The sequence below is a fragment of the Rhizobium sp. BK313 genome (genome assembly GCF_014193655.1).
GTDB lineage: Bacteria > Pseudomonadota > Alphaproteobacteria > Rhizobiales > Rhizobiaceae > Rhizobium.
On the sequence record NZ_JACHZQ010000001.1, the window covers coordinates 2005555 to 2031338 of the forward strand.

27 protein-coding genes are annotated in these 25784 nt (G+C 59.5%); 8 read left to right on the forward strand and 19 right to left on the reverse strand.

Going from position 1 to position 25784, the window contains the following annotated elements; translation table 11 throughout:
• Positions 1–36: 36 nt before the first annotated feature.
• The 6 genes from FHT86_RS09600 to FHT86_RS09625 all read right to left on the reverse strand — a co-directional run bounded on the left by FHT86_RS09600 (position 37) and on the right by FHT86_RS09625 (position 4597).
• A complete protein-coding gene (locus FHT86_RS09600; protein WP_133706577.1) occupies positions 37–579 on the reverse strand; it encodes a MerR family transcriptional regulator in 543 nt (180 codons plus the stop codon).
• Between the two features lie 229 nt (positions 580–808).
• Entirely contained in the window at positions 809–1147 is a 339-nt protein-coding gene (locus FHT86_RS09605) for an integration host factor subunit alpha (protein ID WP_028753299.1), read from the reverse strand.
• Between the two features lie 107 nt (positions 1148–1254).
• On the reverse strand, positions 1255–2226 hold the full coding sequence (locus tag FHT86_RS09610; RefSeq protein ID WP_133706578.1) for a beta-ketoacyl-ACP synthase III: 972 nt from the start codon (positions 2224–2226) through the stop codon (positions 1255–1257).
• A 19-nt stretch (positions 2227–2245) separates the two neighbouring features.
• Positions 2246–3292: a phosphate acyltransferase PlsX gene (gene plsX, locus FHT86_RS09615; RefSeq protein ID WP_133706579.1), complete on the reverse strand. Its 1047-nt coding sequence runs from the start codon at positions 3290–3292 to the stop codon at positions 2246–2248.
• Positions 3293–3394: 102 nt separating this feature from the next.
• The gene (locus FHT86_RS09620) at positions 3395–3952 is read right to left on the reverse strand and encodes a DUF177 domain-containing protein (protein WP_133706580.1); all 558 of its coding nucleotides are present in this window, start codon (positions 3950–3952) and stop codon (positions 3395–3397) included.
• Between the two features lie 9 nt (positions 3953–3961).
• The gene (locus tag FHT86_RS09625) at positions 3962–4597 is read right to left on the reverse strand and encodes a ubiquinol-cytochrome C chaperone family protein (protein WP_183868762.1); all 636 of its coding nucleotides are present in this window, start codon (positions 4595–4597) and stop codon (positions 3962–3964) included.
• 222 nt (positions 4598–4819) lie between these two features.
• On the opposite strand from FHT86_RS09625, the gene FHT86_RS09630 reads away from it, so the two are divergent.
• Positions 4820–5329 carry an outer membrane protein assembly factor BamE gene (locus tag FHT86_RS09630; protein WP_133706582.1) on the forward strand — a complete coding sequence of 170 codons (510 nt, stop codon included), beginning with the start codon at positions 4820–4822 and terminating at the stop codon, positions 5327–5329.
• 71 nt (positions 5330–5400) lie between these two features.
• Here the strand turns inward: FHT86_RS09630 and FHT86_RS09635 are convergent, their stop codons facing one another.
• The 3 genes from FHT86_RS09635 to FHT86_RS09645 form a co-directional block, all read right to left on the reverse strand.
• A complete protein-coding gene (locus FHT86_RS09635) occupies positions 5401–7539 on the reverse strand; it encodes a sodium-translocating pyrophosphatase (RefSeq protein ID WP_133706583.1) in 2139 nt (712 codons plus the stop codon).
• Between the two features lie 249 nt (positions 7540–7788).
• A complete protein-coding gene (gene nusB / locus FHT86_RS09640) occupies positions 7789–8271 on the reverse strand; it encodes a transcription antitermination factor NusB (protein WP_133706584.1) in 483 nt (160 codons plus the stop codon).
• A 4-nt stretch (positions 8272–8275) separates the two neighbouring features.
• Entirely contained in the window at positions 8276–8731 is a 456-nt protein-coding gene (locus tag FHT86_RS09645) for a 6,7-dimethyl-8-ribityllumazine synthase (protein WP_133706585.1), read from the reverse strand.
• Positions 8732–8932: 201 nt separating this feature from the next.
• Between FHT86_RS09645 and FHT86_RS09650 the strand changes: the two genes are divergently transcribed.
• Together FHT86_RS09650 and FHT86_RS09655 are read left to right on the forward strand one after the other, a co-directional pair.
• Positions 8933–9436 carry a cupin domain-containing protein gene (locus tag FHT86_RS09650; protein ID WP_133706586.1) on the forward strand — a complete coding sequence of 168 codons (504 nt, stop codon included), beginning with the start codon at positions 8933–8935 and terminating at the stop codon, positions 9434–9436.
• Positions 9437–9488: 52 nt separating this feature from the next.
• Positions 9489–10010, forward strand: coding sequence for a GNAT family N-acetyltransferase (locus tag FHT86_RS09655; RefSeq protein ID WP_183868566.1), 522 nt, complete (start codon positions 9489–9491; stop codon positions 10008–10010).
• Between the two features lie 27 nt (positions 10011–10037).
• Here the strand turns inward: FHT86_RS09655 and FHT86_RS09660 are convergent, their stop codons facing one another.
• Both FHT86_RS09660 and FHT86_RS09665 read right to left on the reverse strand, forming a co-directional pair.
• Positions 10038–10607, reverse strand: coding sequence for a cytochrome b (locus FHT86_RS09660; protein ID WP_133706588.1), 570 nt, complete (start codon positions 10605–10607; stop codon positions 10038–10040).
• A gap of 421 nt (positions 10608–11028) precedes the next feature.
• Positions 11029–11991, reverse strand: a complete 963-nt coding sequence (locus FHT86_RS09665) for a LysR family transcriptional regulator (protein WP_133706589.1) — start codon at positions 11989–11991, stop codon at positions 11029–11031.
• 111 nt (positions 11992–12102) lie between these two features.
• On the opposite strand from FHT86_RS09665, the gene FHT86_RS09670 reads away from it, so the two are divergent.
• A complete protein-coding gene (locus FHT86_RS09670) occupies positions 12103–12732 on the forward strand; it encodes a nuclear transport factor 2 family protein (protein ID WP_133706590.1) in 630 nt (209 codons plus the stop codon).
• A gap of 146 nt (positions 12733–12878) precedes the next feature.
• Here the strand turns inward: FHT86_RS09670 and FHT86_RS09675 are convergent, their stop codons facing one another.
• The 7 genes from FHT86_RS09675 to FHT86_RS09705 form a co-directional block, all read right to left on the reverse strand.
• Positions 12879–13499: a riboflavin synthase gene (locus tag FHT86_RS09675; protein WP_133706591.1), complete on the reverse strand. Its 621-nt coding sequence runs from the start codon at positions 13497–13499 to the stop codon at positions 12879–12881.
• A complete protein-coding gene (gene ribD / locus FHT86_RS09680; protein ID WP_133706592.1) occupies positions 13499–14608 on the reverse strand; it encodes a bifunctional diaminohydroxyphosphoribosylaminopyrimidine deaminase/5-amino-6-(5-phosphoribosylamino)uracil reductase RibD in 1110 nt (369 codons plus the stop codon). The genes FHT86_RS09675 and ribD overlap by 1 nt, the downstream gene beginning before the upstream one ends.
• 2 nt (positions 14609–14610) lie before the next feature.
• On the reverse strand, positions 14611–15087 hold the full coding sequence (gene nrdR, locus FHT86_RS09685; protein WP_028753312.1) for a transcriptional regulator NrdR: 477 nt from the start codon (positions 15085–15087) through the stop codon (positions 14611–14613).
• A 9-nt stretch (positions 15088–15096) separates the two neighbouring features.
• On the reverse strand, positions 15097–16395 hold the full coding sequence (gene glyA / locus FHT86_RS09690) for a serine hydroxymethyltransferase (protein WP_133706593.1): 1299 nt from the start codon (positions 16393–16395) through the stop codon (positions 15097–15099).
• Positions 16396–16569: 174 nt separating this feature from the next.
• Positions 16570–17883, reverse strand: a complete 1314-nt coding sequence (locus tag FHT86_RS09695; protein WP_133706594.1) for a murein L,D-transpeptidase — start codon at positions 17881–17883, stop codon at positions 16570–16572.
• Between the two features lie 518 nt (positions 17884–18401).
• Positions 18402–18917, reverse strand: a complete 516-nt coding sequence (ldtR, locus tag FHT86_RS09700) for a transcriptional regulator LdtR (protein WP_133707122.1) — start codon at positions 18915–18917, stop codon at positions 18402–18404.
• 131 nt (positions 18918–19048) lie between these two features.
• Positions 19049–19486, reverse strand: coding sequence for a DUF6163 family protein (locus FHT86_RS09705; RefSeq protein WP_133706595.1), 438 nt, complete (start codon positions 19484–19486; stop codon positions 19049–19051).
• 145 nt (positions 19487–19631) lie between these two features.
• On the opposite strand from FHT86_RS09705, the gene hemB reads away from it, so the two are divergent.
• The 4 genes from hemB (at position 19632) to FHT86_RS09725 (ending at position 23136) form a co-directional block, all read left to right on the forward strand.
• On the forward strand, positions 19632–20645 hold the full coding sequence (gene hemB / locus FHT86_RS09710; RefSeq protein ID WP_133706596.1) for a porphobilinogen synthase: 1014 nt from the start codon (positions 19632–19634) through the stop codon (positions 20643–20645).
• A 179-nt stretch (positions 20646–20824) separates the two neighbouring features.
• Positions 20825–21283: an RDD family protein gene (locus tag FHT86_RS09715; RefSeq protein ID WP_133706597.1), complete on the forward strand. Its 459-nt coding sequence runs from the start codon at positions 20825–20827 to the stop codon at positions 21281–21283.
• 194 nt (positions 21284–21477) lie between these two features.
• Entirely contained in the window at positions 21478–22254 is a 777-nt protein-coding gene (locus FHT86_RS09720; RefSeq protein WP_133706598.1) for an arginyltransferase, read from the forward strand.
• Positions 22255–23136 carry a DMT family transporter gene (locus tag FHT86_RS09725; protein ID WP_133706599.1) on the forward strand — a complete coding sequence of 294 codons (882 nt, stop codon included), beginning with the start codon at positions 22255–22257 and terminating at the stop codon, positions 23134–23136.
• 184 nt (positions 23137–23320) lie between these two features.
• Here FHT86_RS09725 and parC read toward each other — a convergent pair whose 3' ends face one another.
• Positions 23321–25579, reverse strand: coding sequence for a DNA topoisomerase IV subunit A (gene parC, locus FHT86_RS09730; protein WP_133706600.1), 2259 nt, complete (start codon positions 25577–25579; stop codon positions 23321–23323).
• Between the last annotated feature and the right edge of the window lie 205 nt (positions 25580–25784).

Genomic DNA, 25784 nt, shown 5'->3' on the forward strand with positions numbered 1-25784 from the left:
GTAGAGGAGAAGAGTTTCTCAGAGTGCGGCGTTGCTTTACCGCACCTGATCCAGCAGTCGCTTGCACTCCAGCAGGTCGTAGAGCGTCTCCTGCAACAGTGCCCGATCTTCCTTGCCGACACTCGATTTGCCGATGGAAACATCAGGAACTTCGTCTTCCCCGCTGACGAAATTAAAGAAGCGGCGGCTGATCGGCGCCTTGGCGCGGCCGACGATCTGGTCATCGTCGGGTGAGCCGACGCGCGGCTCGGCCACGGCCGGCTCTTGCGTGGCAGCGGCAAGTGCCTCGACGCTCGCGAGATCGCCATGGCCGACGGCAATAACGAATTTGTTGCCATTGGTTTTCAGAAGCTTCTGAACACCCTTGATCGTATAGCCGTGGTCATAGAGCAGATGGCGGATGCCGTTCAGCAGGTCGACGTCTTCCGGACGATAGTAGCGCCGGCCGCCGCCGCGCTTCATCGGCTTGATCTGAGGGAAACGGGTTTCCCAGAAACGCAGGACATGCTGCGGCAGATCAAGGTCTTCCGCGACTTCGCTGATCGTGCGAAAAGCATCCGGGCTCTTGTCCATCGTCATACTCCCACAGCATGACTCCGGCGCCATTCAGGCCAGATCATGCGAAACCGGATATCCGCACCGCGGCTCATCGCGATACGACTCATCACATTTCAACGGTTTGCCGGGAGAAATTCAAGTCGTCTCTTCAGCTCTTTCACAAGCAAGCCGAAAAATAACCGCGAAAGGCTTGGAAAACAGCGTGCCAGCACGCGTGCCGCGGGCGCTGCCAATGTCTGTCTTGAGTGGATCAGGAAACGGGGTTTGCCGGCCGGGCTTTTGCCTTGCGGCTGGCATGGGCCTTCAGGATGCGCGTCTTAAGAACATTGGACGCCTTGAACGTCATCACGCGGCGCGGAGAGATGGGCACCTCCTCGCCGGTCTTCGGATTTCGACCGATGCGTTCATTCTTATCGCGCACCTGAAACGTCGCGAAGGAGGAGAGTTTTACAGTCTCGCCACGCACGATGGCGTTGCAAATTTCATCGATAACCGTTTCGACGAGTTCCGCCGATTCGGTCCGGGAGAGGCCGACTTTCCGGAATACCGACTCCGCCAAGTCCGCGCGCGTCACTGTCTTGCCCGTCATAGTTCCCCGCCCATATTGCTACGTAATTTTATCCAAGCTGCAAGAGACTATTGCCCTTGCACCAAACGGTCAAGCTCTTGTTAGGAATCGGATTTTAGAGACGCGGCCTACCAGCGCAGCAGGACGGCGCCCCAGGTAAAACCGCCGCCCATGGCTTCCAGCATCACCAGATCGCCCTTCTTGATTCGTCCGTCACCTGCCGCAACGGCAAGCGCGAGCGGGATCGATGCTGCTGAAGTATTGCCATGAAGGTCCACGGTAATCACAACCTTCTCGGGAGCAATTCCGAGCTTTTTGGCCGAGCCGTCGATGATGCGGCGGTTTGCCTGATGCGGCACCAACCAGTCGAGATCATCGGCTGTCAGCCCTGCGGCGTCGAAGGTGGCCTGGATGACATCCGTGATCATCCCGACCGCATGTTTGAACACCTCCCGGCCCGCCATGTGCAGCACGCCGACCGTTCCCGTCGAGGAAGGGCCGCCGTCGACATAGAGCTTGTCCTTGTGCGCTCCATCGGAACGCAGGCTGGCCGTCAGCACGCCACGGTCGGTGCTGACGCCGGTCCCCTCGCCTGCCTCCAGAATAATCGCACCGGCGCCGTCGCCGAAGAGGACGCAGGTCGTGCGGTCCGTCCAGTCAAGAATGCGGGAAAATGTTTCGGCGCCGATGATGAGGACGCGCTTTGCAAGGCCACCACGGATATAGGCGTCGGCGGTCGTCACCGCATAGACGAAGCCCGTACAGACGGCCTGGACATCGAAGGCGAAGCCATGATGCATGCCGAGGCGGCTCTGGATGTTCACAGCAGTCGCAGGAAACGTGTTATCCGGCGTCGAGGTGGCGACGATGATCAGATCGAGATCATCTGCCGTCAGGCCGGCATTGGCAAGCGCCGCCCGCGCCGCTTGCTCGCCGAGCGAGGCGGTCGTTTCGCCTTCGCCGGCGATATAACGCTGGCGAATGCCGGTGCGCTGCACAATCCAGTCGTCGCTGGTGTCGACGACTTGCTCCATCTCGCGATTGGTCATGGCGCGCTTGGGGAGCGCCGACCCAAATCCGCGAACAACTGAACGGATCATTCTTGTTATACCCCGTCGCTCATGCCGCTTCCGGTCCGATCGGCGGCTGCCGTTTGGCATGATATTTTTTCAGATCGTTTTCGATTTTTTGAGTGAGGCCATTCTTGGCCATGTCATAGCCGACATCGATGGCGGCCGCGAAGGCCTCGGCATTGGCGCCGCCATGGCTCTTGATGACGATACCGTTGAGGCCGAGGAAAACCCCGCCATTAACCTTGCTCGGATCGAGCTTCTCACGCAACAGGTCGAAGGCGCCCTTGGCGAAGATATAACCGATGCGGGCGAGCAGCGTGCGCGTCATGGCGGAGCGCAGATAGGCGCCGATCTGCTTTGCCGTACCCTCGGCGGCCTTCAGCGCGATATTGCCGGAAAAGCCCTCCGTCACCACCACATCGACCGTGCCCTTGCCGATATCGTCGCCCTCGACGAAACCGAAATATTCGAGCGATTCAAGATTGGCTTCGCGGATCAGGCGGCCGGCTTCCTTGACATCTTCCTGGCCCTTGATTTCTTCGACACCAACATTCAGCAGTCCGATGGTCGGTCGCTCGATCTCGAAGAGCGCGCGCGCCATGGCGCCGCCCATCAAGGCGAAATCGAGCAATTGCTGCGAATCAGCGCCGATCGTCGCGCCCACATCGAGCACAATGCTTTCGCCCCGCAATGTCGGCCAGATCGCGGCGATTGCAGGACGTTCGATATTGGCCATGGTGCGCAGGCAGAACTTCGCCATGGCCATCAGCGCACCGGTATTGCCGGCGGAAACGACCACATCGGCATCGCCAGTTTTCACCGCCTCGATCGAGCGCCACATGCTGGATATGTAGCGGCCGCGGCGCAGCGCCTGGCTCGGCTTTTCATCCATGCTGATAGCGACATCGCACTCGTGAAAGACGGATTTTTCGCGGAGTTTCGGATATTTACCGAGGATCGCTTCGCACCGTTCCTTCATGCCGTACATGATGAAGGTAATATCGGGATGCCTATCCAGCGCCTTGGCCGCGCCAGGAATAACAACCTCAGGGCCGAAGTCGCCACCCATTAGGTCAAGAGAAATTCTGATCACGCGTCCCTAGTCCTTCTTGTCCGCCGGGCCCGGCGAAATTGGCGTCAAAATACCGGTTTCTCCCCGCGTTACAACTGAATTGTGTTCAATTACCAGGGTGATCTATTCCTTTTTCCAGTCTTTCAAGACCGCGAATGGCGAGGGTTTCTTGTCCTCTTCGCCTGTGTCCTCGATGTGATCCTCGAACTCGATACCGGGCTTGCGCGGGTAAGGATCGATGGCAAGCGCGGCAAATTCGGTCACGACAGCGCCGGCATCAATCGTATCGCCGGTGAACGTTTCCGGAAGATCCGGACCGTCGGGATCGAGCACCATTTCGCCGGCATCCATGGACGGGGCGCGTGCCAGCTTCGAATCCTCCGGGATGAAAATATGCTCGAAATTCTCATCGATCTCCGATTCGACCGGATCGAGCGTGACGACACAGGCCTGGACGATCTTCGCGCGAACATTGCCCTTGACGCGGATGCCATCGCGCTTCCAGCGCGAAATCTTCAGATCGGCCGCGAGCTTCTCCACGGAAAGCACTTCCCAAAGCTTGGCCAGGCCCGCAAGCTCCCGGCTATCCGCTTCGAGATGCACATCAACCGGGTTGGCGGAGATATGGCCGACCTTCACTGAATAGGAAAAGGGCGTTTCGTCGGAGTTGGGTCTTTTCATTTTTGTCTCCTAAGGTGCGTCTTTGCCAGCGTGAGGTACGGCGTCATCGATCTGAGACGGCTGCGGGAGTGTCGCGGAGCCGGTGGCGATCTCCGTTTCGGTAACTCCTGCCAGATGCGCCTCTGCCGTCATCATCCAATCCGCCAGTCCGGTCATCGGGGGAGCACCCTCGCCTGCCTTGGGGTAGATATTGCGCTGAAGTGCGACGGCCAGCGCGGTCCTGTCATTACCGTCCATCGCGGCGGCATAGCTTTCCAGCCGCCCATAAAACATGCCGGCCAGTTTCTTCATCCGCTTCGGCACGCTGTTGTCGCCAATTCCAAGTTCGCGGATGGAATAATCGATATCCTCGAAAAAGGCATCGACGATTTCCTGCGCGAGCTCCTGGCCGCTGGTCTCGGACGAACGCGTCCGGCGGAAAAACAGGATCATCACCACCGACAGCAGCTCGAAACGGCCCATAACCGTGTCGGGCACGTCATAATCCGTATAGAAACCCGGCTGCCGCGCCATGGAGGTCAGGACGTCATACTGCCTGACGACGATGATCTGGTTATGATTTCTTTTGCGGAAGAGCCCAAAAATCATGAAAATTCCCGGAATTGGCTCATTCAGAGCGCCCCGTTGCGCTCGGCCTTGTTGCATCCACTTGAAAGCTGGTTTACCGAAGCAGGCGCGAATTGCAATGCCGTTTGTGCCCACTTCAAGGTCCCGCCCCAAACCGTCGTCACACTGTGCATGATTGGTGATGAAGAGTGCCGAACAACATCGCTGAGGCCTCCGCAATCGCGGAATGGCCACAATGATGTGCACAGCAAGGTCATATCGGCCGCTCGGCCATCGGTTTGATTCATTAGGGGAGATGAGATGTCGTTGACGAGACGGTATTTCAAGTCTGACAGAACTTTCATCAGTAGTGCCGCTATCGCCCTGGTGATTGCGACCGCGGGGCTCACGGGCTGCCAGACCAGCGAGGTCATGAACAACGGCTACATCTTCGACCAGCAATCGCTCAATCTCGTGCCTGTCGGCTCGAGCCGCGAGCAGGTGCTGCTTTCGCTCGGAACGCCGTCGACGACAGCGACCTTCGATGGCGAAGTCTTCTATTACATCTCCCAGAAGCGCACACGCGCCGTGGCCTTCATGAAGCCGAAGCTGGTCGACCAGAACATTCTGGCGATCTATTTCGACAAGGACGGCGTGGTGAAGCAGGAAGCCAACTACACGCTGAAGGACGGCAAGGTCTTCGATATGATCAGCCGCACGACGCCGACCGGCGGTCGCGACATCACCTTCCTGCAACAGATTCTGCAGGGCGGCGGCAACGGTATCAACGGTGCGAAGAACTTCCTCAACAACCTCAATCCGGGCCAATAAGCCGGATAGACCGCATCAAAAAACCCGCGAAGCCAGGCTTCGCGGGTTTTTCATTTGTTCGGCGTTCGCCTTTATCCGGCGAGAACGGCAAGCAGCAACAGCGCGACGATATTGGTGATCTTGATCGCCGGATTGACGGCGGGGCCGGCGGTGTCCTTGTAGGGATCGCCGACGGTATCGCCGGTCACCGAAGCCTTGTGCGCCTCCGAGCCCTTCATGTGACGCACGCCATCCTTGTCGACAAAGCCGTCTTCGAAGCTCTTCTTGGCATTGTCCCAGGCACCGCCGCCCGATGTCATGGAAATTGCAACGAACAGGCCGTTGATGATGACGCCCAACAACGAGGCGCCTAGAGCGGCAAAGGCCGAAGCTTTCGAACCCGAAATCAGCAGCACGCCGAAATAGACGACGATCGGCGCCAGCACCGGCAACAGGGACGGAATGATCATCTCGCGAATGGCGGCCTTGGTCAAAAGGTCGACGGCCCGGCCGTAATCAGGACGCTCGGTGCCCTGCATGATGCCCGGCTTTTCGCGGAACTGCTTGCGCACCTCTTCGACGATCGCGCCGGCCGCACGGCCGACGGCCGTCATGGCGATGCCGCCAAAGAGATAGGGGATCAGGCCGCCAAACAACAGACCGGCGACGACATAGGGGTTGGAGAGATCGAAGGAGATCGTGCCCACATTCGCGAAATATGGGAACTGATCGCCATGGGCTGCGAAATATTTCAAGTCGTTCGAATAGGCGGCGAACAGCACCAATGCACCGAGACCGGCCGAGCCGATAGCATAGCCTTTCGTCACCGCCTTGGTGGTGTTGCCGACCGCATCCAGCGCGTCGGTCGATTTGCGCACTTCTGGCGGAAGATGCGACATTTCAGCGATGCCGCCGGCATTGTCGGTGACCGGACCGAAGGCGTCGAGTGCAACGATCATGCCGGCAAGGCCGAGCATGGCGGTAACCGCAATGCCGGTGCCGAACAGGCCACCGAGCTGATAGGTGGCAAGAATGCCGCCGACGATGACGATCGCCGGCAACGCTGTCGATTCGAGCGAAACGGCGAGGCCCTGGATGACGTTGGTGCCATGGCCGGTAACCGAGGCCTGGGCGATGGAATTGACCGGCCGCTTGTTGGTGCCGGTATAATATTCGGTGATGACGACAATCAGCGCCGTGACGATCAGGCCGACGATGCCGCACATGAACAGGTTCGTTCCGGTGACATCGAAGCCTGAGACCGCACCGATCGAACCCCAGCCGATAGTCAGCGACGTGGCCGCCGCAAGACCGACGATCGACAGAATGCCGGTGGCAATCAGGCCCTTGTAGAGTGCGCCCATGATCGAGCCATTCGCCCCGAGCTTGACGAAGAAGGTACCGATGATCGAGGTGATGATGCAGGTGCCGCAAATCGCCAACGGATAGGCCATGGCAGAGGCAAGCACCGGCGTGCCTGCGAAGAAGATCGCGGCGAGAACCATGGTGGCAACGACGGAGACCGCGTAGGTTTCGAAAAGGTCGGCAGCCATCCCAGCGCAGTCGCCGACGTTATCGCCGACGTTATCAGCGATGGTCGCGGGATTGCGCGGATCGTCTTCGGGAATACCGGCTTCGACCTTGCCGACGAGGTCGCCGCCGACATCGGCGCCCTTGGTGAAGATGCCGCCACCCAGACGGGCGAAGATCGAGATCAGCGAGGCGCCGAAACCGAGAGCCACCAGCGCATCGATAACGTCGCGCGAGCCCGGTTCATGACCGAGAATGCCGGTCAACACGTAGAAATAGATGGAGACGCCGAGCAAAGCGAGGCCGGCGACCAGCATGCCGGTTATGGCGCCCGACTTGAAAGCAATGTCGAGACCGGCCGACAGACTGTGCGACGAGGCCTGCGCGGTACGGACGTTGGCGCGCACGGAGACATGCATGCCAATGAAACCGGCGGCCCCCGACAGAATGGCGCCGATCAGGAAACCGATGGCAGCTTCGCCCGACAGGAGCAGCCAGGCCAGGATGAAAACGATGACGCCGACTATGGCAATGGTTCTGTATTGACGCGCCAGATAGGCTTGCGCGCCTTCCCGAATATAACCTGCAATCTCCTGCATGCGTGCATTGCCCTGGTCGGCGGCAAGCACTGACCGGGTTGCCCAGACGGCGTAAATCACCGAGAGCAGCCCGCACGCTATAACACCTAAAAGAATCGACATTTCGCTTTTTCCCTCCAAAAAAGCCGGCGGTTCACTCCTCCTCCGGCCGCCTGCGACAAAAGCCAGCCCCTTCCTCCAAGGTGATCGGCAGATGTGCAAGGCGAGATTGCGTTTGGGAAAACGTCGCGTCAAGACCAACCGCGGGTAAAACACCCGATGAAGGTTCAAAAGAATATTCGTTTATGAAATCGGGCGCGAACGAAGGAAACGAAAGCGGCCTGGCACAAGCACCGGCGCCGACGTCGAACCTTATTTCTTGGCTTCGCCGCGGACCTGCTTGGCGATTCGATCCAGCACCGCATTGACGAGCTTCGGCTCATCCTCTTCAAAGAAGGCGTGAGCGATCTCGACATATTCGGTGACGATGACGGCAATCGGCACGTCCTTGCGGTCGAGAAGCTCGAAGGTGCCGGCGCGCAGGATAGCGCGCACGGTGCTGTCAAGACGCGACAGCGCCCAATCGTCCTGCAGGGCGGAGCCGATCAGCGGATCGAGCCGGGTCTGCTCGCGCACGACGCCGGAGACGATGGAGCGGAACCAGGATGCGTCGGCCTTCAGATAGGTCTCACCGTCCAGCTCCTGACCAAGACGGTGTGCCTCGTACTCAGCCACCACCTCCAGCACGCCTGTTCCGCCGATATCCATCTGATAGAGCGCCTGAACGGCGGCAAGGCGTGCTGCGCCTCGCTGGTTCGCGGTCTTTGCCGGTCGCTCGTTATCCTGATTGCCCATGAACTTATGCACCCAACTTTTGTTTCAGCGCGATCATCGTCAGCGCTGCACGGGCGGCAAAACCGCCCTTATCCTTGTCCGAACGGCGCGCGCGCACCCAGGCCTGATCGTCGTTTTCGACAGTCAGGATTCCGTTGCCGATCGCCAGGGATTCGCTGACGGCCAGATCCATCAGCGCACGCGAGGATTCGTTGGCGACGATGTCGAAATGATAGGTCTCGCCGCGGATGACCATGCCGAGGGCGACATAGCCATCGTATTCGGTGCCGCCGTTGTCGGCGCCATCGAGCGCCATGGCGATGGCGGCCGGAATCTCCAGTGCGCCGGGCACGGTGACAACGTCATACGTCGCGCCGGCCTCTTCGAGCGCGGTCTTGGCGCCGTCGAGAAGAGCGTCGGCCATGTCATCGTAGAAGCGGGCTTCGACGATGAGGATGTGGACATTGGTAGAGCTGGACATACGTCACCTGCTGAGTGAGAGGGCGGGCAGCACCTTGATAACGGCGGGTCAAACCACGGCGGGCCGCGCTTGGCAAGTGTTTTTCGGCTACCTGCGCCGATTCTGATCCGGATTTAAGGAACATTGAATTGTGCCAGAGATTGTATCTTCCACCGGCACACTCGCTTCGATAATGATTTGCGACCGGCAAGGAGGAGCCTGATGACAGAGAAAACCAGACACGCCGTCAACCTTGGCGAGCTACAGCTCGATCATTGGCAGCAGGGCGATTTTTTTGCGGGCAGCGACGCCTCCTTCGGTGCACTGCTCGGGCTGAAGGATCTCGGCATCAGCTATAACGAGGTGCCGCCGGGCAAATCAGGCTGTCCGTTTCACAATCATCACGTCGAGGAAGAACTCTTCGTCATTCTCGACGGCGAAGGCGAATATCGCTTCGGGAGCGGGCGAATTCTGGTTGCGAAAGGCGATGTCTTGGGAGCGCCCGCCGGTGGCCATGAAACCGCCCATCAGCTCATCAATATCGGCCCGGGCGTGCTGATCTATCTCGTCATCTCGACCAAAGCCCGGACGGAGATCGTCGAATATCCGGACTCCGGCAAGTTCATGGCGAAGACCAATCGTGCCGGCGAGACGCCGCGGCGATTCAGCTTCATCGGGCGCGAGGGCGGCGGTGTGGATTATTGGGATGGCGAACCGGGGGCATGAAACGATGAGCATGAATGCTGAAACGGTAGACAGGAAGGAAGCCGCTCCCGCTATGACCATAGTTCCGACGTTGATGACCGAACGCCTCATTCTCCGCTCTCATCGGCTGGAGGATTTCGAGGAATATGCCGTCTTCTGGACGCAGGAAGATCTTGTCCGTTACATCGGCGGCGAGACGTCGACGCGCGAACAAGCCTGGTCGCGTTTGTTGCGGTATGCCGGTATGTGGCATTACCTCGGCTTCGGTTTCTTTGCTGTCGAAGAGCGTCATAGCGGCCGCTTCATCGGCGAAGTCGGCTTCCTCGACCTACATCGCGATATGAGCCCGACCACCACGGAAGGGACCTTGGAAGCCGGTTGGGGGATCACGCCGGCACTACACGGCAGAGGTTATGCGACAGAGGCCGTCAGCGCGGCGATCGCCTGGGCCGACGACAAGTTCGCGGGCCGGCGCATGACCTGCATCGTCGATCCGGAAAATACGCCTTCGCTGCGGGTTGCGGAAAAGGTCGGTTTCCGCCGGATCGGCGAAGTGTTCTACAAAGACAAACCAAACGTCATGTTCGAGCGGTAGCAGCGGAATGGGCCGCTACCGCTCCATTCAGTTGAACGGCAGCATTCGCTTCAGTACGTCGTCGCGCAGCAGATAGTGGTGCGTCAACGCCGCTATGGCGTGGCCAGCGGCGAGGATGATGATGATCCAGGCCGTATAATTGTGCAGCCATTCGAAGATGTGCGACAGCGCCTTGTCGGGGCCGAAGAGGCTTGGAACCGAAAACAGGCCAAAAAACAGAAAGGGCTCGCCCTGCGCCCAGCGCAGCAGGAAGCCCAGCAGGACCTGCGCCGTCAGCAGCGCATAAAGAAGAATGTGCATGCCCTTGGACAGAATACCGATCGCGTCGGCCTCCGTGGCGAGCCGGCGGCCGCGTGACGAGCGCCAGAAGAGTCTGATAACGAAGACCACCGTGAACAACAGCCCAAAGGAAATATGAATCGCCTGCAGCCATTTGCGCAACGGCGTGCCCGGCGGCAGTGAATTCCAGACGTAAGCGGCGGCGAAGAGGCCGACCACGAGCAAGGCGGTCAGCCAGTGCAGACAAATCGTCCAGCAGTCGTAACGGGCTTTGGAAACGGGAGCGTGCGCAGCGGCAACGGCTTGGTCGAGAGCCATCTGATTTTCCATATTTAAAAAGTTGAGCTATAGGCAGGAATTTTCCGCGGCATAGCCTGCGGAGAAATCGGCTGCAATGACAACAATTTAGAGGTATTTTGCGTGTGAGAACGATGACCCGATAAAATATGATTTGAAATATCAACTTATAGGGAGGCCGGTCGTTTTTGCGCCTTTGAGAAAGACGATCACATCTTCGTGCGCCGACAATGGCAACCCGAAGTTCATCGCTGCGGATACAAAAGCACGTTATTAGGTAGCATTGCCATCAGAGGCGGCTTATGGCCTGAAGCGCCCTCAGGTGGAAAGCGGAAGTTCTGGCTATTGCCGTCTGTGACAGGGCCGCGGAAATTCCCGACAGTTGCGCTGGGCGCAGCAGAGTCGCGATCCGGCGCCCTCTGCGGACCAAGGGTTCGCCGAGCTATGGCAGATTGTTACCCGAGCATGCGTGCTTGGGGGCAAGCAGATCGAAGATCCATGCCAGGCCCGCATCCATCATTGCTGCCCCCGACGCGATGGCGTTGAGTTGGAAGGTTGTCGGTGGGAACGGGGCTTCCAGGCTTATCACCCCGAACCGCGCCGCATGCATTGCGACAAATCTCCTCGGTAGAGCCGAAATCAGGTCAGTGTCGGCAATGACGGCGAGTGCGAACATGAAGTTGGGAACAGTCAGCGCTATGCGACGCGTATAGCCGTGTGTCGCCAGAACCTCGTCCACAAAGCCATGAGGATCGCCGCTGAACGAGACGACCAAGTGCTGCATCTCGCAATAGCGCTCCAACGTAGGATCGTCCGCGAAGGGATGCCCGGCCCGCATCGCAATGACAAAATCCTCGTGGTAGAGGCTGCGTGCGTGAAAGCGCGTGGGAATATGGCCAGATGGAATGACGGCAATGTCCATCGCGCCTGCCTCCAAATCGGCAAAGACGGTGCGCCAAGCGCGCTCGGGCGACATTTCTCCCGGGGCGGGAAGCAACTGACGCACGCCGATGTCTATGCCGGGCGCTACCCGATGCAACTCGGCGAGAAGCGGCAACAGGAAGACCGCCGCGGCGCCGTCAGGAGCGCCGATCGCAAACCGGCGCGTGGAGTGCGCGGGGTCGAATGGCTCGGCAGTCGAGATTACATTCCTTGTCCGCGCCAAGATATCGGCGATTGGCCCGGCCAAATCCATCGCGCGCGCCGTCGGCACGACACCTCTGGGCGTTCTGAGGAAAAGCGGGTCGTTGAGAAGGCGGCGCAACCGACCGAGTCCATGGCTGACTGCTGAGGGCGTCAAAGCTAGTCTCTCGGCCGCCCGCCCGACGTGACGCTCATTCAGCACGACCTCGAAAAGAACGAGGAGGTTGAGGTCCGCGCGAGAGAGGTCAATTCTGTTCAGCATATTAGTGAAATCATATCACTGGATTCAGTATCATCGAAGTGCAATCTCCTTAGGCAAGCGGGTAGCGCAAGGCGTACTCCGCAGTGATGGAACAGTGCAGGAGAGACCGGCATGTCAGTATCCCGACGTTCAATTCTCGCCGCAGCAAGTGCCGGCAGCGCCGGCCTCACTTTGTCACCTACTGCAAGATCGGCGAAGGCCTCGGCACAGGCTCACGAGGAGGCCGTTGTAGATCAAACGGTTGCAGACCTCGTCCGGCGTTCCGAGGAAGCGCACGCAGCGCTTATGCGCGGAGATGTAAAGAGATACTGCGAAGCCATCACATATACTGATGATTTCACGCTGATGTCTCCGTTCGGGGGAAAACCAACGCGGGGCTCCGAACTCACCGTCGAGCGAATCGAGGCGATGGGCCGTTTCTTCAAGAACGGCACTTTCGAGCAGGAACTTATTCAAGCCTACGGTTCCGCAGACATGGTGGTCCTCGCGCTCATTGAACGGCAGCATGTCGAGGTCGGCGAGCTGCCCGCCCAGGACTGGCCGCTGCGGGTTACCCTGGTCTATCGCCGCGAAGGAGCGGAATGGCGATTGGCACATCGGCATGCTGACCCGCTGGTCAAGGGCGTGAGCCTGCAACAGGCGGCCGCCCTTGCAAGCGGCGAAGTCGCGCGTGATGTGAAGAGCGATGCCGGCGTTGCCCTTCCGCCTGATCCGACCCCGGGAACCAAGCACAGGAGTTGATTGCCACTATGCAATAGTTAGCTTCTGGCGCAATTCGGCCGCTCATAGCTTTCCGAAGTGGCTGATGGAATTGCCTCACGGTTCCGCAAAAACGCCGCCATCAAACCGATGGCGGCGGACAATATCCGCGATTGAGGCGCCTCGGATCAGCCTTCCAAGGCAGCCGGAAATTCCGCCAGCCGCGCCGCATAGCGGGCCATGGTGTCGACTTCGAAATTGACGAAATCACCAGCCTTGCGCTCACCCCAGGTGGTGACCTCCAGCGTATGACGGATCAGGAGAACGTCGAAGTCGGTGCCGTCGACGGCATTTACCGTCAGCGACGTACCGTCGAGCGCGATCGAGCCCTTGGGAGCGACGAATTTTGCGAGATGCGCCGGTGCGCGCAGGCGAAAACGGGTGGCGTCACCTTCCGCCGTCACCGACAGGATCTCCGCCTTTCCGTCGACATGGCCGGAGACAATGTGGCCGCCGAGCTCATCGCCGATCTTCAGCGAGCGCTCGAGATTGATATTGCTGCCAGCCTCCCACGTGCCGATGGTGGTCAACCGTAGAGCTTCTTCCCAGGCTTCCACTTCAAACCAGCGGCCATTGCTGCCAGCTTCCGGCAAGCCTGTCACCGTCAGGCAAATGCCGGAATGGGAGATCGAGGCACCCATGTCGATCGTTGCCGGATCGTAATTTGTTGCAACACGCAGCTTGATGCCTTCCTTGAGCGGAGAGACGGATTCGACCTTGCCGATATCGGTGACAATTCCGGTAAACATCAAAAACCTCTTTCAAATTCGTCGCAGCGATCATCGCCAAACTGGCTCGCGCGGATATGTCTGAAACTCGCTGGGATATTGGTCTTCGTGATCGGCGATTCAATACCGCCCTCGCCGATCGTATTTGGTCCCTGGAACAGAAGGATGCGGTCGACGAGATCGGCAGCGAGAAAGCGTTGCGCCGTCCTTGCACCCCCTTCGATCAGCAAAGAGGAGATGCCGCGCGTTCCCAGCGCTTCAAGCAGTTCCCCCGGTTCGTTGGAATTGGATTGCAGCACTTCGGCGCCCGCGGCATCGAGCGCGGCGCGGCGGCCCAAGAAGGCCTTGTCGGTATTTTCATCGAAAGGCGGCGGATCATCGGCAACGACCACAAGCCCATATTGTTGGGCTGTCTTCACGAGCTTGCTGCCGAGCGGAAGCTGGAGCTGCTCGTCGATGACGATGCGCAATGGCGTGCGGCTTTCCAACCCCGGCAAACGGCAGGTCAATTCCGGGTCGTCTGCTATCGCCGTGCCGATGCCGACAAGAATGGCATCGCTTTCGGCGCGCAAGACCTGCACCTGGGCCCGGGCGATATCGCCGGTGATACGCACCTGTCCCTCACCCGTTTTGCCGATCATTCCGTCAGCGGAAACAGCAAGTTTGAGAGTCACATACGGCCGGTTTCTCGTCTGACGCATGAGATAGCCGGCAAGCGAACGCCTGCCTTCCTCCTCAAGAATACCGGCATCGACTTCGATACCCGCATCCTGTAGCATCGCGATGCCGCGACCGGAAACACGCTGGTCTGGATCGGTAACGCTGATGACGACGCGGGCGACGCCGTAGGCAATGAGCGCTTCAGCGCAGGGTGGCGTCTTGCCGTAGTGGGAACAGGGTTCAAGTGTCACGTAGGCCGTCGCACCCCTCGCCGCCTCGCCCGCCTCAGCCAAGGCCTGGGGTTCGGCATGCGGCCTGCCGCCAAGTGCGGTCACGGCACGGCCGATGACGGCATTGTCCTTGACGATCAGGCAACCGACGGAAGGGTTTGTGGCAGTAAGCCCCAGATGCCGGCGCGACAAGCGGATCGCCGCGGCCATAAAACGTTCGTCCTCTGGCCGGAGCGCCATGGTCAAGGGTCCAGCGGATCGCGCGCGATCTTGGCGTTGATCTCGGTGATCACCTGCTCGAAGTCCTCCGCATGCGAGAAATCGCGATAGACGGAAGCATAGCGCACGAAGGCGACGTCATCGAGGCTCTTGAGGGCTTCCAGCACCTGCAAGCCGATCTGCTCCGAACTGATTTCCGTCTCGCCGGAGCTTTCCAGGCGACGGACGATGCCGGAGACGGCACGCTCGATGCGATCGCGGTCGACCGGGCGTTTACGCAGCGCGATCTCGAAGGAACGCACCAGCTTGTCCCGATCGAAGGGCACCTTGCGGCCAGTCTTCTTGATGACCATCAGCTCGCGCAGTTGCACGCGCTCGAAAGTGGTGAAGCGGCCGCCGCAATCCGGACAGATGCGCCGCCGGCGGATGGAGGTGTTATCCTCCGCCGGGCGCGAATCCTTGACCTGGGTATCTTCCGAACCGCAATAGGGGCAGCGCATGCGCTCTCCTCAACCCATGTAGCCGTACATGGGGAAGCGGCCGGTGAGATTGACCACCTTTTCACGCACTGCGGCCTCGACGGCAGCATTGCCTTCATCGGAATTGGCGACTTTCAGGCCATCCAGCACTTCGATGATGAGATTGCCGATCTCGCGGAATTCGGCTTCCTTGAAACCGCGCGTCGTGCCGGCCGGTGTACCGAGACGGACGCCCGACGTGACGAAGGGCTTCTCCGGATCGAACGGGATGCCGTTCTTGTTGCAGGTCACATAGGCGCGGCCGAGAGCTGCCTCGGCGCGCTTGCCGGTGGCATTCTTCTTGCGCAGGTCGACCAGCATCAAGTGGTTGTCCGTGCCGCCCGAAACGACGTCAAGACCGCCGGCGATCAGCGTTTCCGCAAGCGCCTTGGCATTCTTGACGATCTGCGCGGTATAGTCCTTGAACTCCGGCTGCAGCGCTTCGCCGAGCGCCACGGCCTTCGCGGCGATGACATGCATCAGCGGGCCGCCTTGCAGCCCGGGGAAGACAGCCGAATTGAACTTCTTCGCCAGATCCTCGTCATTGGTGAGGATCATCCCGCCACGCGGGCCGCGCAGCGACTTGTGGGTCGTGGTCGTTGCAACATGGCAATGCGGGAACGGCGACGGATGCTGGCCACCGGCAACCAGGCCGGCAATATGGGCCATGTCGACCATCAGGTAGGCGCCGACGCTGTCGGCGATCTCGCGGAAGCGCTTCCAGTCCCAGATACGGGAATAAGCGGTGCCACCGGCGATGATCAGCTTCGGCCTGGTTTCTTCGGCCTTGCGCTGAACAGCATCCATGTCGAGCAGGTTGTCGCCTTCACGCACGCCGTAGGAGACCACGTTGAACCACTTGCCGGACATGTTGACCGGCGAACCATGCGTCAGGTGCCCGCCCGAATTGAGATCGAGACCCATGAATGTGTCGCCCGGCTGCAGCAGCGCCAGGAAGACCGCCTGGTTCATCTGCGAGCCGGAATTCGGCTGCACGTTGGCGAAATTGACGCCGAACAGCTTCTTTGCGCGCTCGATGGCAAGCTCTTCGGCGATATCGACGAACTGGCAGCCGCCATAATAGCGCTTGCCCGGATAACCCTCGGCATATTTGTTCGTCATGATCGAGCCCTGCGCTTCCAAGACGGCGCGGGAAACAATGTTTTCCGAGGCGATCAGCTCGATCTCATGCCGCTGACGACCCAATTCCTTATTGATCGCGCCAAAGATTTCCGGATCGGTATCGGCGAGCGAGCGATTGAAGAAAGGTTCGGTGGAAGCATTGGTCATCGTGGAAGCTCCTGAACGGGCCGGAACGGCAATGGAGACGGTATTAGCGTCAGGGTCGCCCGAGAGCAATACGATCAGCGACATTTGCTGGGCATTCTACGATGAGCGGCTCGGACATATGAAAAAGCCGCGTCAAACGACGCGGCTTCGATCATGCTCTGGATGCGGAGCCGATTACTGAACCGGCTGCTCCATGCCCTGGGTCGTGTCGAGCGCCAGCTCGGCATTTCCGTCGAGCTGATAGATATCGTCACGGAACTGCACGATACCGTCGGCAGCACTCCAGGCAGAAATATAGACGAAATAAACAGGCACTTCCGTCGCCAATGTGATCGGCGTATTGACGCGAGTGGAGATGACCTGCTCGATGTGCTGGCGCGGCCAGCCCGGAGTTTCGGCAAGCAGCCAGGTCGCTAGGTCACGCACGTTCTGAACGCGCACGCAGCCCGAGCTGTCGAAACGCATCAGCTTGTTGAACAGGCCCTGTTCGGGCGTGTCGTGCATATATTCGTTGTTGGGATTATGGAAGTTGATCTTCGTGGACGCCATGGCGTTGGTCTTGCCCGGGTCCTGGCGAAACATCAGGTCCGGCGCCTTGTCCGAATTCCAGTCGATCGTCTCGGGCGCGACTTCCTGGCCCTTGCCGTCGAGAAGGCGGATGTTGCTCTTCGTCAGGTAGGTCGGATCCTTCCGCATGAGCGGCATGATGTCCTTGATGATGATGGAGCGTGGCGCCGTCCAGTACGGGTTGAGGATGACTTCGTAGATCTTTGAATTGATGATGTGCGTCGGTCGCGATTCCCGGCCGACGATCGCCTCGTGGCGCAGCGCCACCTGACCGTCCTGCACGGCTTCGACACGGGTCGCCGGGATGTTGACCATGACGTGACGGCGGCCGAGATCGGCCGGGAACGTCTGCAGTCGGACGAGGTTGGTGTTCAGTTGCTGCAGGCGGACATCGGCGGGGATGTTGATCGCCTTCAGCGTGAAATCGCCGATGACGCCATCCGGCGGAAGACCGTGGCGGGCTTGGAAACGCTTGACGGCACCATCGACGTAGGAATCGAAGGCGGACGAAATGCCAGCCTCGCGCGGCAGGTCGCCGGTGACCATTAGATGCTGGCGCAGCGACTGCACGGCGGGATCGGTAGCGCCGAGCTGCAGCGGCTGCTGGCTCGTCGGGTTGATCTGCGGCCAGCCACCATTGGCGACGATGCTCTGGTACTGGGCGATCGCCTGCTGGATATTCGGAACGGAATCAGGCCCGAGGATCGGCGTGTTGGAAACAACCGCTGCAGCGGTCCGCGCGGCGGCCTTCGCATCGAACTGATCGTCCCAATTGCCGCGGGCGCGGTTGTTGATCAGCGCGTCGAGAGGCGTCTGGTCCTGTGCAAGAGCCGGGGCTGCCAAAGCGGCCACGCCAAAAGTTGCCGCAGACCGCAGGAAGGAGCGGCGCGAGAAAGGTTCAATTCCGTTTTTCTTCGACATATCCCACCGTTCGACGCTGCGACCAATTTCATCCGCAGCCAAGAGAGAAAGCAGTAAACACCGCAGCTTGCCGCCAAGTAACGCAGCCTAGTATCAATCCGTTGCCTTAGAGCACCACAAAAACTTCGCTCCGGACCATCACAATATTGCGAGCCCAAAGCGCTAAGGCATGAAGATCAAGACTTGAAAAGCGCCGTTTGCCGTTCGTTTCCGCTGTCATAGCAATATGGCCAATTCGTGTCGTCCGGCATGAAACTTGCTTTCGCTTGCCGTAGCGGAAGAAAGACCATTTTGCGTTGCTAAAATACCACTCGATAACCGTGGTTCATAGCGGCTGATGCTTCGACGTCAATGGCACAGATGCCGCAGATACTGTTGTGCACCGCAAGGTCATGGCGGGACGTGGCAAAAAGCCCACAGAAGATGTGGTATTCCCGTCTTGAACAGGCGGAAGCCGGACGCGCAGGGAGCGCATCCGGCCTATTTTACTGGAGAGTCTCGTAGTTTGCCGCCGTTATTTACAGGCGATAAAGGATCTGGTCGTTCCAGAAGCGGTCGAGGCGCTGCAGGAGCTTGTTCATCTGGGTGAACTCGTCGGTGCCGATACCGCCGACCTTGTCGATCGAGGTGATGTGACGCTCGTAGAGCTTGGCGACGGTTTCGGCGATGTCCTGGCCGGTTTCCGTCAGGCTGATGCGGACCGAGCGGCGGTCGATGCGGGAGCGCTGATGGTTGATAAAACCGAGGTCGACCAGCTTCTTGACGTTGTAGGAAACGTTGGAGCCGAGGTAGAAACCGCGGGAGCGCAGCTCGCCGGCAGTCAGCTCGGAATTGCCGATGTTGAAAAGGAGCAGCGCCTGGACGGCGTTGACGTCGTCGCGGCCTTGGCGGTCGAACTCGTCCTTGATAACATCGAGGAGACGGCGGTGAAGACGCTCCACCAAGTGGAGGGATTCCATATACAGACCACGGATGTCATCGATCTGCTGGTCCCGAGCATTCGCAACTGCCTGCGGCTTGATTTTCGTGTTCATCATGACTTGGCCTCACTGTTTTGTTTGGCGGTGTCGTTTTCTTCCCGCCTTGAGTGAGACCCTATCGAATACACATAAAATTCTACTTAAACTGCAGGCTTAACAGCACCTTACCATGAGGTCTTGGTGTCTCAGGGTAAATCAACCATTACCTGCTGCCGGCGCCGGCGCTTTTCCTGCCACAGCAAAATGCGGAAAATGCAGTAGAGCGCGGCGACGCAGGCATGCAGAATCACGATCAATGGATTGGAGCCGAAGATCTGCGGCCAAAGGCCGTACATCAGCACCTGACCGCCGGCTGCCAGCACCCAGATGACCGGTCCCCAGGACACCGTCAGCCACAGGCCGAGGGCTGCGACCGGGAAGACGACGGCAAGGCCGGCGCCTGCCACTTTCCAGGGCAGATTGAGCAGATCGAAACGGGCCTGGCCAGCCAGCGAATACCCGACCAGCATCGACCAATATTGCAGGCCAAGCCAGAAACAGCCGATCGCGATCAGCCGCAGGAACACTACGAACAAGATGTCCGTCAGCGTGTTCTTGGGTATGGTCGAAGAATCAGATTCCATGTGCGAACAATACGTAGGAGGCCATAGGCTCGCCAGAGCCATAGTGGCTGCGGCCTTTCGCCGGGTTTTGAATCCTGGGGACAGCGTGATAGGTACGCTGCTTACAAATTGAGGCCATAGATAGACTAAAAAGGATGGCGGCACCATGCAGGACAAGACGCATCTTGTTGACGAGATCACCGGGCATCGGCGCATGCGGCGCAACCGCAAGGCCGATTGGACACGCCGCCTGGTGCAGGAAAATCGGCTGACCGTCGACGACCTGATCTGGCCGATCTTCCTGATCCCCGGCAGCGGCATCGTAGAGCCGATCCCGGCCATGCCCGGCGTCTCCAGACTGACGGTCGACAAGGCCGTGGAAGCCGCAAAGGAAGCGGCCGACCTCGGCATCCCCGCGATCGCCACCTTCCCGAATATCGAAATGGAACTGCGCGACGAAACCGGCTCGAACAGCCTGGAAAAGAATAACCTCATCAATCTTGCCACCGCCGCCATCAAAAAGGCCGTGCCGAATATCGGCGTCATCACCGACGTCGCCCTCGATCCCTTCACCAGCCACGGCCACGACGGTATTCTGCGCGGGTCCGAGATCGTCAACGACGAGACGGTCGAGCAGGTGGCGCGCGCCGCCGTCTACCAGGCAGACGCCGGCTCCGATATCATCGCGCCGTCGGAAATGATGGATGGGCGCATCGGTGCCATCCGCCATGCGCTCGACGCTGCCGGTCACCAGGGCGTCGGCATCATGAGCTATGCCACCAAATTCAGCTCGGCCTTCTACGGCCCCTATCGCGAGGCGATTTCGACCGGCGGCCTGCTGAAGGGCGACAAGAAGACCTATTATATCGACCCGGCCAACGGCACCGAGGCGGTGCGAGACGCTGCCCTCGATGTCGAGGAAGGCGCCGACATGCTGATGGTCAAGCCCGGCCTGCCCTATCTCGACATCTGTTGGCGGCTGAAAGAGGCTTTCGGCCTTCCGACCTTCGCCTATCAGGTCTCCGGTGAATATTCGATGATCAAGGCGGCCGCCGCCAATGGCTGGATCGATGGCGAACGGGTGATGCTGGAAACCCTGCTCGCCTTCAAGCGCGCCGGCTGCGACGGCATCCTCACCTATTTTGCGCCGGAAGTGGCGAAGCTGCTGGCAAAGAGGTAATCACTGGCCACAAGCTTATTGCATTTGCCGGACCTCACACCATATGTTCGGCAAATGTTTCCCTACTGCGCCGCGCCTCCTATGGGACGCGCAAAGGTCGCAGTAGAATCTTTAAGCTGCGCATAAGCCTTTCCTTAAATCGGAATGATTGAAGGGGTTATGCGCGAAGGAGGAAGACGATGAGCCTGAACCCCAGCCCGCTTTATGCAGCACCGGACGACTGGCGCGCCTATAGTGGCGTGCTGAGCCGGCGCATCTTCGCCTTCATCGTCGATTATGTCATCGTCGGTTTGCTCTGCATCCCGGCAGCGATCGTGTTGTTCTTCGTCTCGATCCTGACGCTTGGGCTGGGCTTCCTGCTCTACCCCGCTCTCTTCATCATCGTTGCCGGTCTCTATTTCGGCTGGACGCTTGGCGGACCGCATCAGGCTTCGCTCGGCATGCGGGCCATGGGCGTTGCCATGGTGCGAGTCGATGGCCGGCCGATGGATTTTCTCACCGCGATCGTGCATCTGGCACTGTTCTGGATCCTGAACTCCGTTCTGACGCCGCTCATCCTGCTGGCAGGCCTGTTCATCGAACGCAGCCGCCTAGTGCATGACCTGTTGCTCGGAACTGTCATCGTCCGAACGGCGTAAATCAGGGCGATATTCACCAACACCATATCCAAACGGTCCGGTCGTCCGGGCCGGCCATCGCTCACGGAAGGGCGTCTTGCTTCTGAACAAGCCGGGAAACTGTGACCTTGCACAAAGGACATAGTTGACGTTTTCTAAACTTGGGCCATGCTTGTGAGAAGTCGAATGCCGAACGAAAGGTTAATCAGCGGCAGATGAACACGCAGTCGACGCCATCCCCGCAGTTTTATCTGACGGCACCGGCTGCCTGCCCGTACCTGCCGCGCGAGATGGAGCGCAAGGTCTTCACCCATCTCGTTGGCCCCCGTGCGGCGGAGATGAACGACATTCTGACACAGGGCGGCTTCCGTCGTTCGCAGAACATCGCCTACCGCCCCGCTTGCGAATCCTGCCGCGCCTGTATTTCCGTTCGTATTCTCGCTCAGGAATTCGAGCCCAGCCGCTCGATGAAGCGTGTCCTGACATCCAATAGCGATATCATCGCCACCGAATTCCCGGCGCAGCCGTCAAGCGAGCAATATTCCCTCTTCCGCCGCTATCTCGATGATCGCCATCAGCAGGGCGGCATGTCCGACATGACCGTGCTCGATTATGCAATCATGGTCGAAGACACCCACGTCAACACCCGCATCATCGAGTATCGCCGGCGCGAGGAAGGCTCGGGGTTGGAGCAGCGGCCGAAGGGCGAGCTGCTGGCGGCGGCGTTGACCGACGTTATGAGCGACGGGCTATCGATGGTCTATTCCTATTTCAATCCCGATCTCGACCATCGCTCGCTCGGCACCTTCATGATCCTTGATCACATCAAGCGAACCAAGGCGCTGGGCCTGCCGCATGTCTATCTCGGCTATTGGGTCAAGGGTTCACGCAAGATGGACTACAAGACGCGCTTCCAGCCACAGGAGCATCTGACGCCCCGCGGCTGGGAGCGCTTCGATCCTGCGGACGCCGGCGAAGATCACTCTCACTGAATGGTCTCCCATCTCTCCGATCACAGAAAAGGCTTGCTGCTGACCACGATCGGCGGTCTCGCGCTGTCGATGGATATCCCGCTCATCCGGCTTTCGAGCGGCAATGTCTGGTCAGTCCTGGCGGCGCGCAGTCTCGCGACGGTCTTCGTCGCGTTTGTCGCTCTGATCGTCATCCGTCGTGTTACGGGATCGTTGCGCAATACGTTGCCGGGCTGGATCGGGCTTCCTGTCGGCCTCTTCTACGGCCTGACGACCATCACCTTTCTCCTCGCCATCTACTACACGACGGCGGCGAATGTGGTGTTCATCATTGCTCTCAATCCTATGTTCGCTGCGCTGCTCTCCTGGATTTTCCTGAAAGAGCGCCCTGCTCTTTCCACCATCGTCACCATGATCGTGATGATCTTCGGCGTCGGCCTAATCGTATGGGGCGGCATGGAGGGCGGCCATTTCCTCGGTGACGCGCTGTCGGTTCTCGCTTCTTTTTCCATCGCCTGCGCCATTACAATCAGCCGGGCCTCGCGCCGGGATATGGGCTTCGCGTCCCTACTGTCCGCCATTATCCCGGCGGCAGTCGGACTCTACCATGTCATCCCGTCAAGCATCGCCATCGATCATCCCGCCTGGATCCTGCTCGACGGCGCAGTCCTGATGCCCCTCTCCTTCTGGTGCCTCGCCACCGGCACACGCTTTTTATCGGCGCCGGAAGTGGCGATGTTCTATCTGCTGGAAACGATCCTGGCGCCGATCTGGGTCTGGCTGATCTTCGCCGAAGCCCCAAGCAGCATCACGCTCGCCGGCGGCCTGGTGCTGATCCTGGCGCTTGCAGTGCATTCGTTGTGGCAAGTGTGGGTCAGGGGTAGAGCAGCGGTCACAGGGTAGCGAACTGTATGATTCGACGAAGGAGCCACGCGCTTCTTCAGGGATTTTACCAAGCCGCCAGCATAGCAAACGTGGAGAAAGGCTCTCCATCCGCCGTACAACCCGGCCCTTCGCTACCGCTCAGGGCGCTCGTCGCTGCAATCGACCCACTGGGTCGATTGCTCGGGCTTTACCCGACCGCTCCTCACCCCGAAAACCTGCCGCTTCTGGGGAAGCCTTTCGGCACCGTGCGGCCAGCTACGGCGCGGTCGCCGAGCCATTCTGTCAGTTCGTCCTTGGTCCTGGTGAAAATCCGGCCGGCGCTATCTTCCCAGGTCAGACCATCGGCGATGGCAAAGCACTTGATATCGCCAACGCCGCCATCCTTATAGCGCTGCAGACGCACGCCCTTGCCGCGCGACATTTCCGGAATCTGCGCCAGCGGGAAAACGACCATCTTGCGGTTCTCGCCAACGACGGCGACGTGATCGCCCGAGACCGGCACGAGCAGCTTTGTCTCATCCGGCGTCGTCAAGTTCATGATCTGCTTGCCCTTTCGGGTATTGGCGACCAGTTCCCCTTCCGGCACGACAAAGCCGTTGCCAGCCGTCGAGACAACCAGTTGCTTGCGCTGAGGGTCGTGGACAAAGGCGGTCAGCACGTCCTGATCATTTTCCATGTCGACCATGATGCGCAATGGCTCGCCGTGGCCACGGCCGCCGGGCAGCTTGTCGCCACCGAGCGTATAGGCCTTGCCACCGGTCGTGACGATCAGGATCTTATCGGTCGTCTGCGCCGTGAAAGCCACCTTCAGGGCGTCGCTCTCCTTGAACGTGAGCGTCGAGGTGTCGGAGATGTGGCCCTTCAGCGCCCGGATCCAGCCCTTTTCCGAGACGACGACGGTGATCGGTTCCTTCTCGATCATCGCCTGCTGGATCGCCGCGTCATCGGCCTCAGGCGCTTCGGCGAACTGTGTTCGGCGGCGGCCGAGTTCGGTCGCCTTGGCGAATTTCTTCTTTACCTCGCCGATTTCCCAGGCGACCGTCTGCCACTGCTTGTCATCGGAGGCGAGCAAGGCCTCGATATCGGCCTTCTCCTTGGTCAGACCGTCGAATTCCTTGCGGATTTCGAACTCCTCGAGCTTGCGCAAGGAGCGCAGGCGCATGTTGAGAATCGCCTCGACCTGATTGTCGGTAAGCCCGAACCGCTCCATCATGACAGGTTTCGGCTCATCCTCCTCGCGGATGATGGCGATGACCTCATCGATGTTGAGGTAGGCGATCAGGAAGCCGCCCAGGATTTCCAAGCGCTTTTCTATCGCCGCGAGCCGGAAGCGCGAGCGACGCTGCAGGACCTCGCGGCGGTGGTCCAGCCATTCCTTCAGCACCTCGTTCAGCGCCATGACCTTCGGGATGCGGCCCATGGACAGAACGTTCATGTTGAGCGGGAAACGGCTTTCCAGCTCCGTCAACTTGAACATCGATTCCATCAGGATCGTCGCATCGACGCTGCGGCTCTTCGGCATCAGGACGACGCGGATGTCCTCAGCGGACTCGTCACGAATATCTTCGAGTAACGGCAGTTTGCGCGCCAGAAGCAGCTCGGCGATCTTTTCGATCAGCCGCGACTTCTGCACCTGGAACGGAATTTCGGTAACGACGATCTGGTAACCGCCACGGCCGAGATCCTCGATCTCCCATTTGGCGCGGACGCGAAATCCGCCGCGACCAGTCTTGTAGCTTTCGATGATGCTCTGACGATCGTCGATAATGATGCCCCCGGTCGGAAAGTCCGGGCCGGGAATGTACAGCTCAACCAGCTTCTCAACAGTGGCGTCGCGGTCGCGGATCAGATGCAGGGCGGCGTCGCAGAGTTCGTGTGCGTTGTGCGATGGGATCGAGGTTGCCATGCCGACAGCGATGCCGGAGGAGCCGTTGGCGAGCAGGTTCGGGAAAGCGCCGGGCAGCACGATCGGTTCGGAATTCGACTCGTCGTAGGTGTCGCGGAAATCCACGGCGTCCTGGTCGATGCCTTCGAGCAGCAGTTCTGAGACTGGCGTCATCTTGGATTCAGTGTAGCGCATGGCGGCGGGGCTATCGCCGTCGATATTGCCGAAATTGCCCTGGCCATTGACCAGTGTGTAGCGCTGCGAGAAATCCTGCGCCAGGCGGGCCAACGCATCATAGATCGATTGGTCGCCATGCGGATGATAGTTACCCATCACCTCGCCGACGATCTTGGCGCATTTGCGGAAGGCGGCGTTTGGGCGCAGGCCCATCTCGCTCATCGCGTAAACGATGCGTCGATGAACCGGCTTCAGGCCATCGCGAACATCCGGCAAGGCGCGATGCATGATCGTCGACAAGGCATAGGCCAGATAACGCTCTTCGAGCGCGGCCTTGAGGTCGACCGGAAGGATGCTGTCGTCGTCGCCGCCACCAGGCGGTAAAAGATTTTGTCCCATGGCTCTTGACTAGCGGAGATGCCGATTCCGGGCAAGAAATCAGTGGAAAGCACTTGTGGATGACGCCTCAGTTCAAGCATGATCTGACGTAACGTTGGACACAATTCTCGTGCATATATTTGCTATTGCATTGTCATTGGAATTTTAGGCAAACGTGAATATAACTCGCCGCAGTACACGCAAAATATGTACGCCCGCCTACACC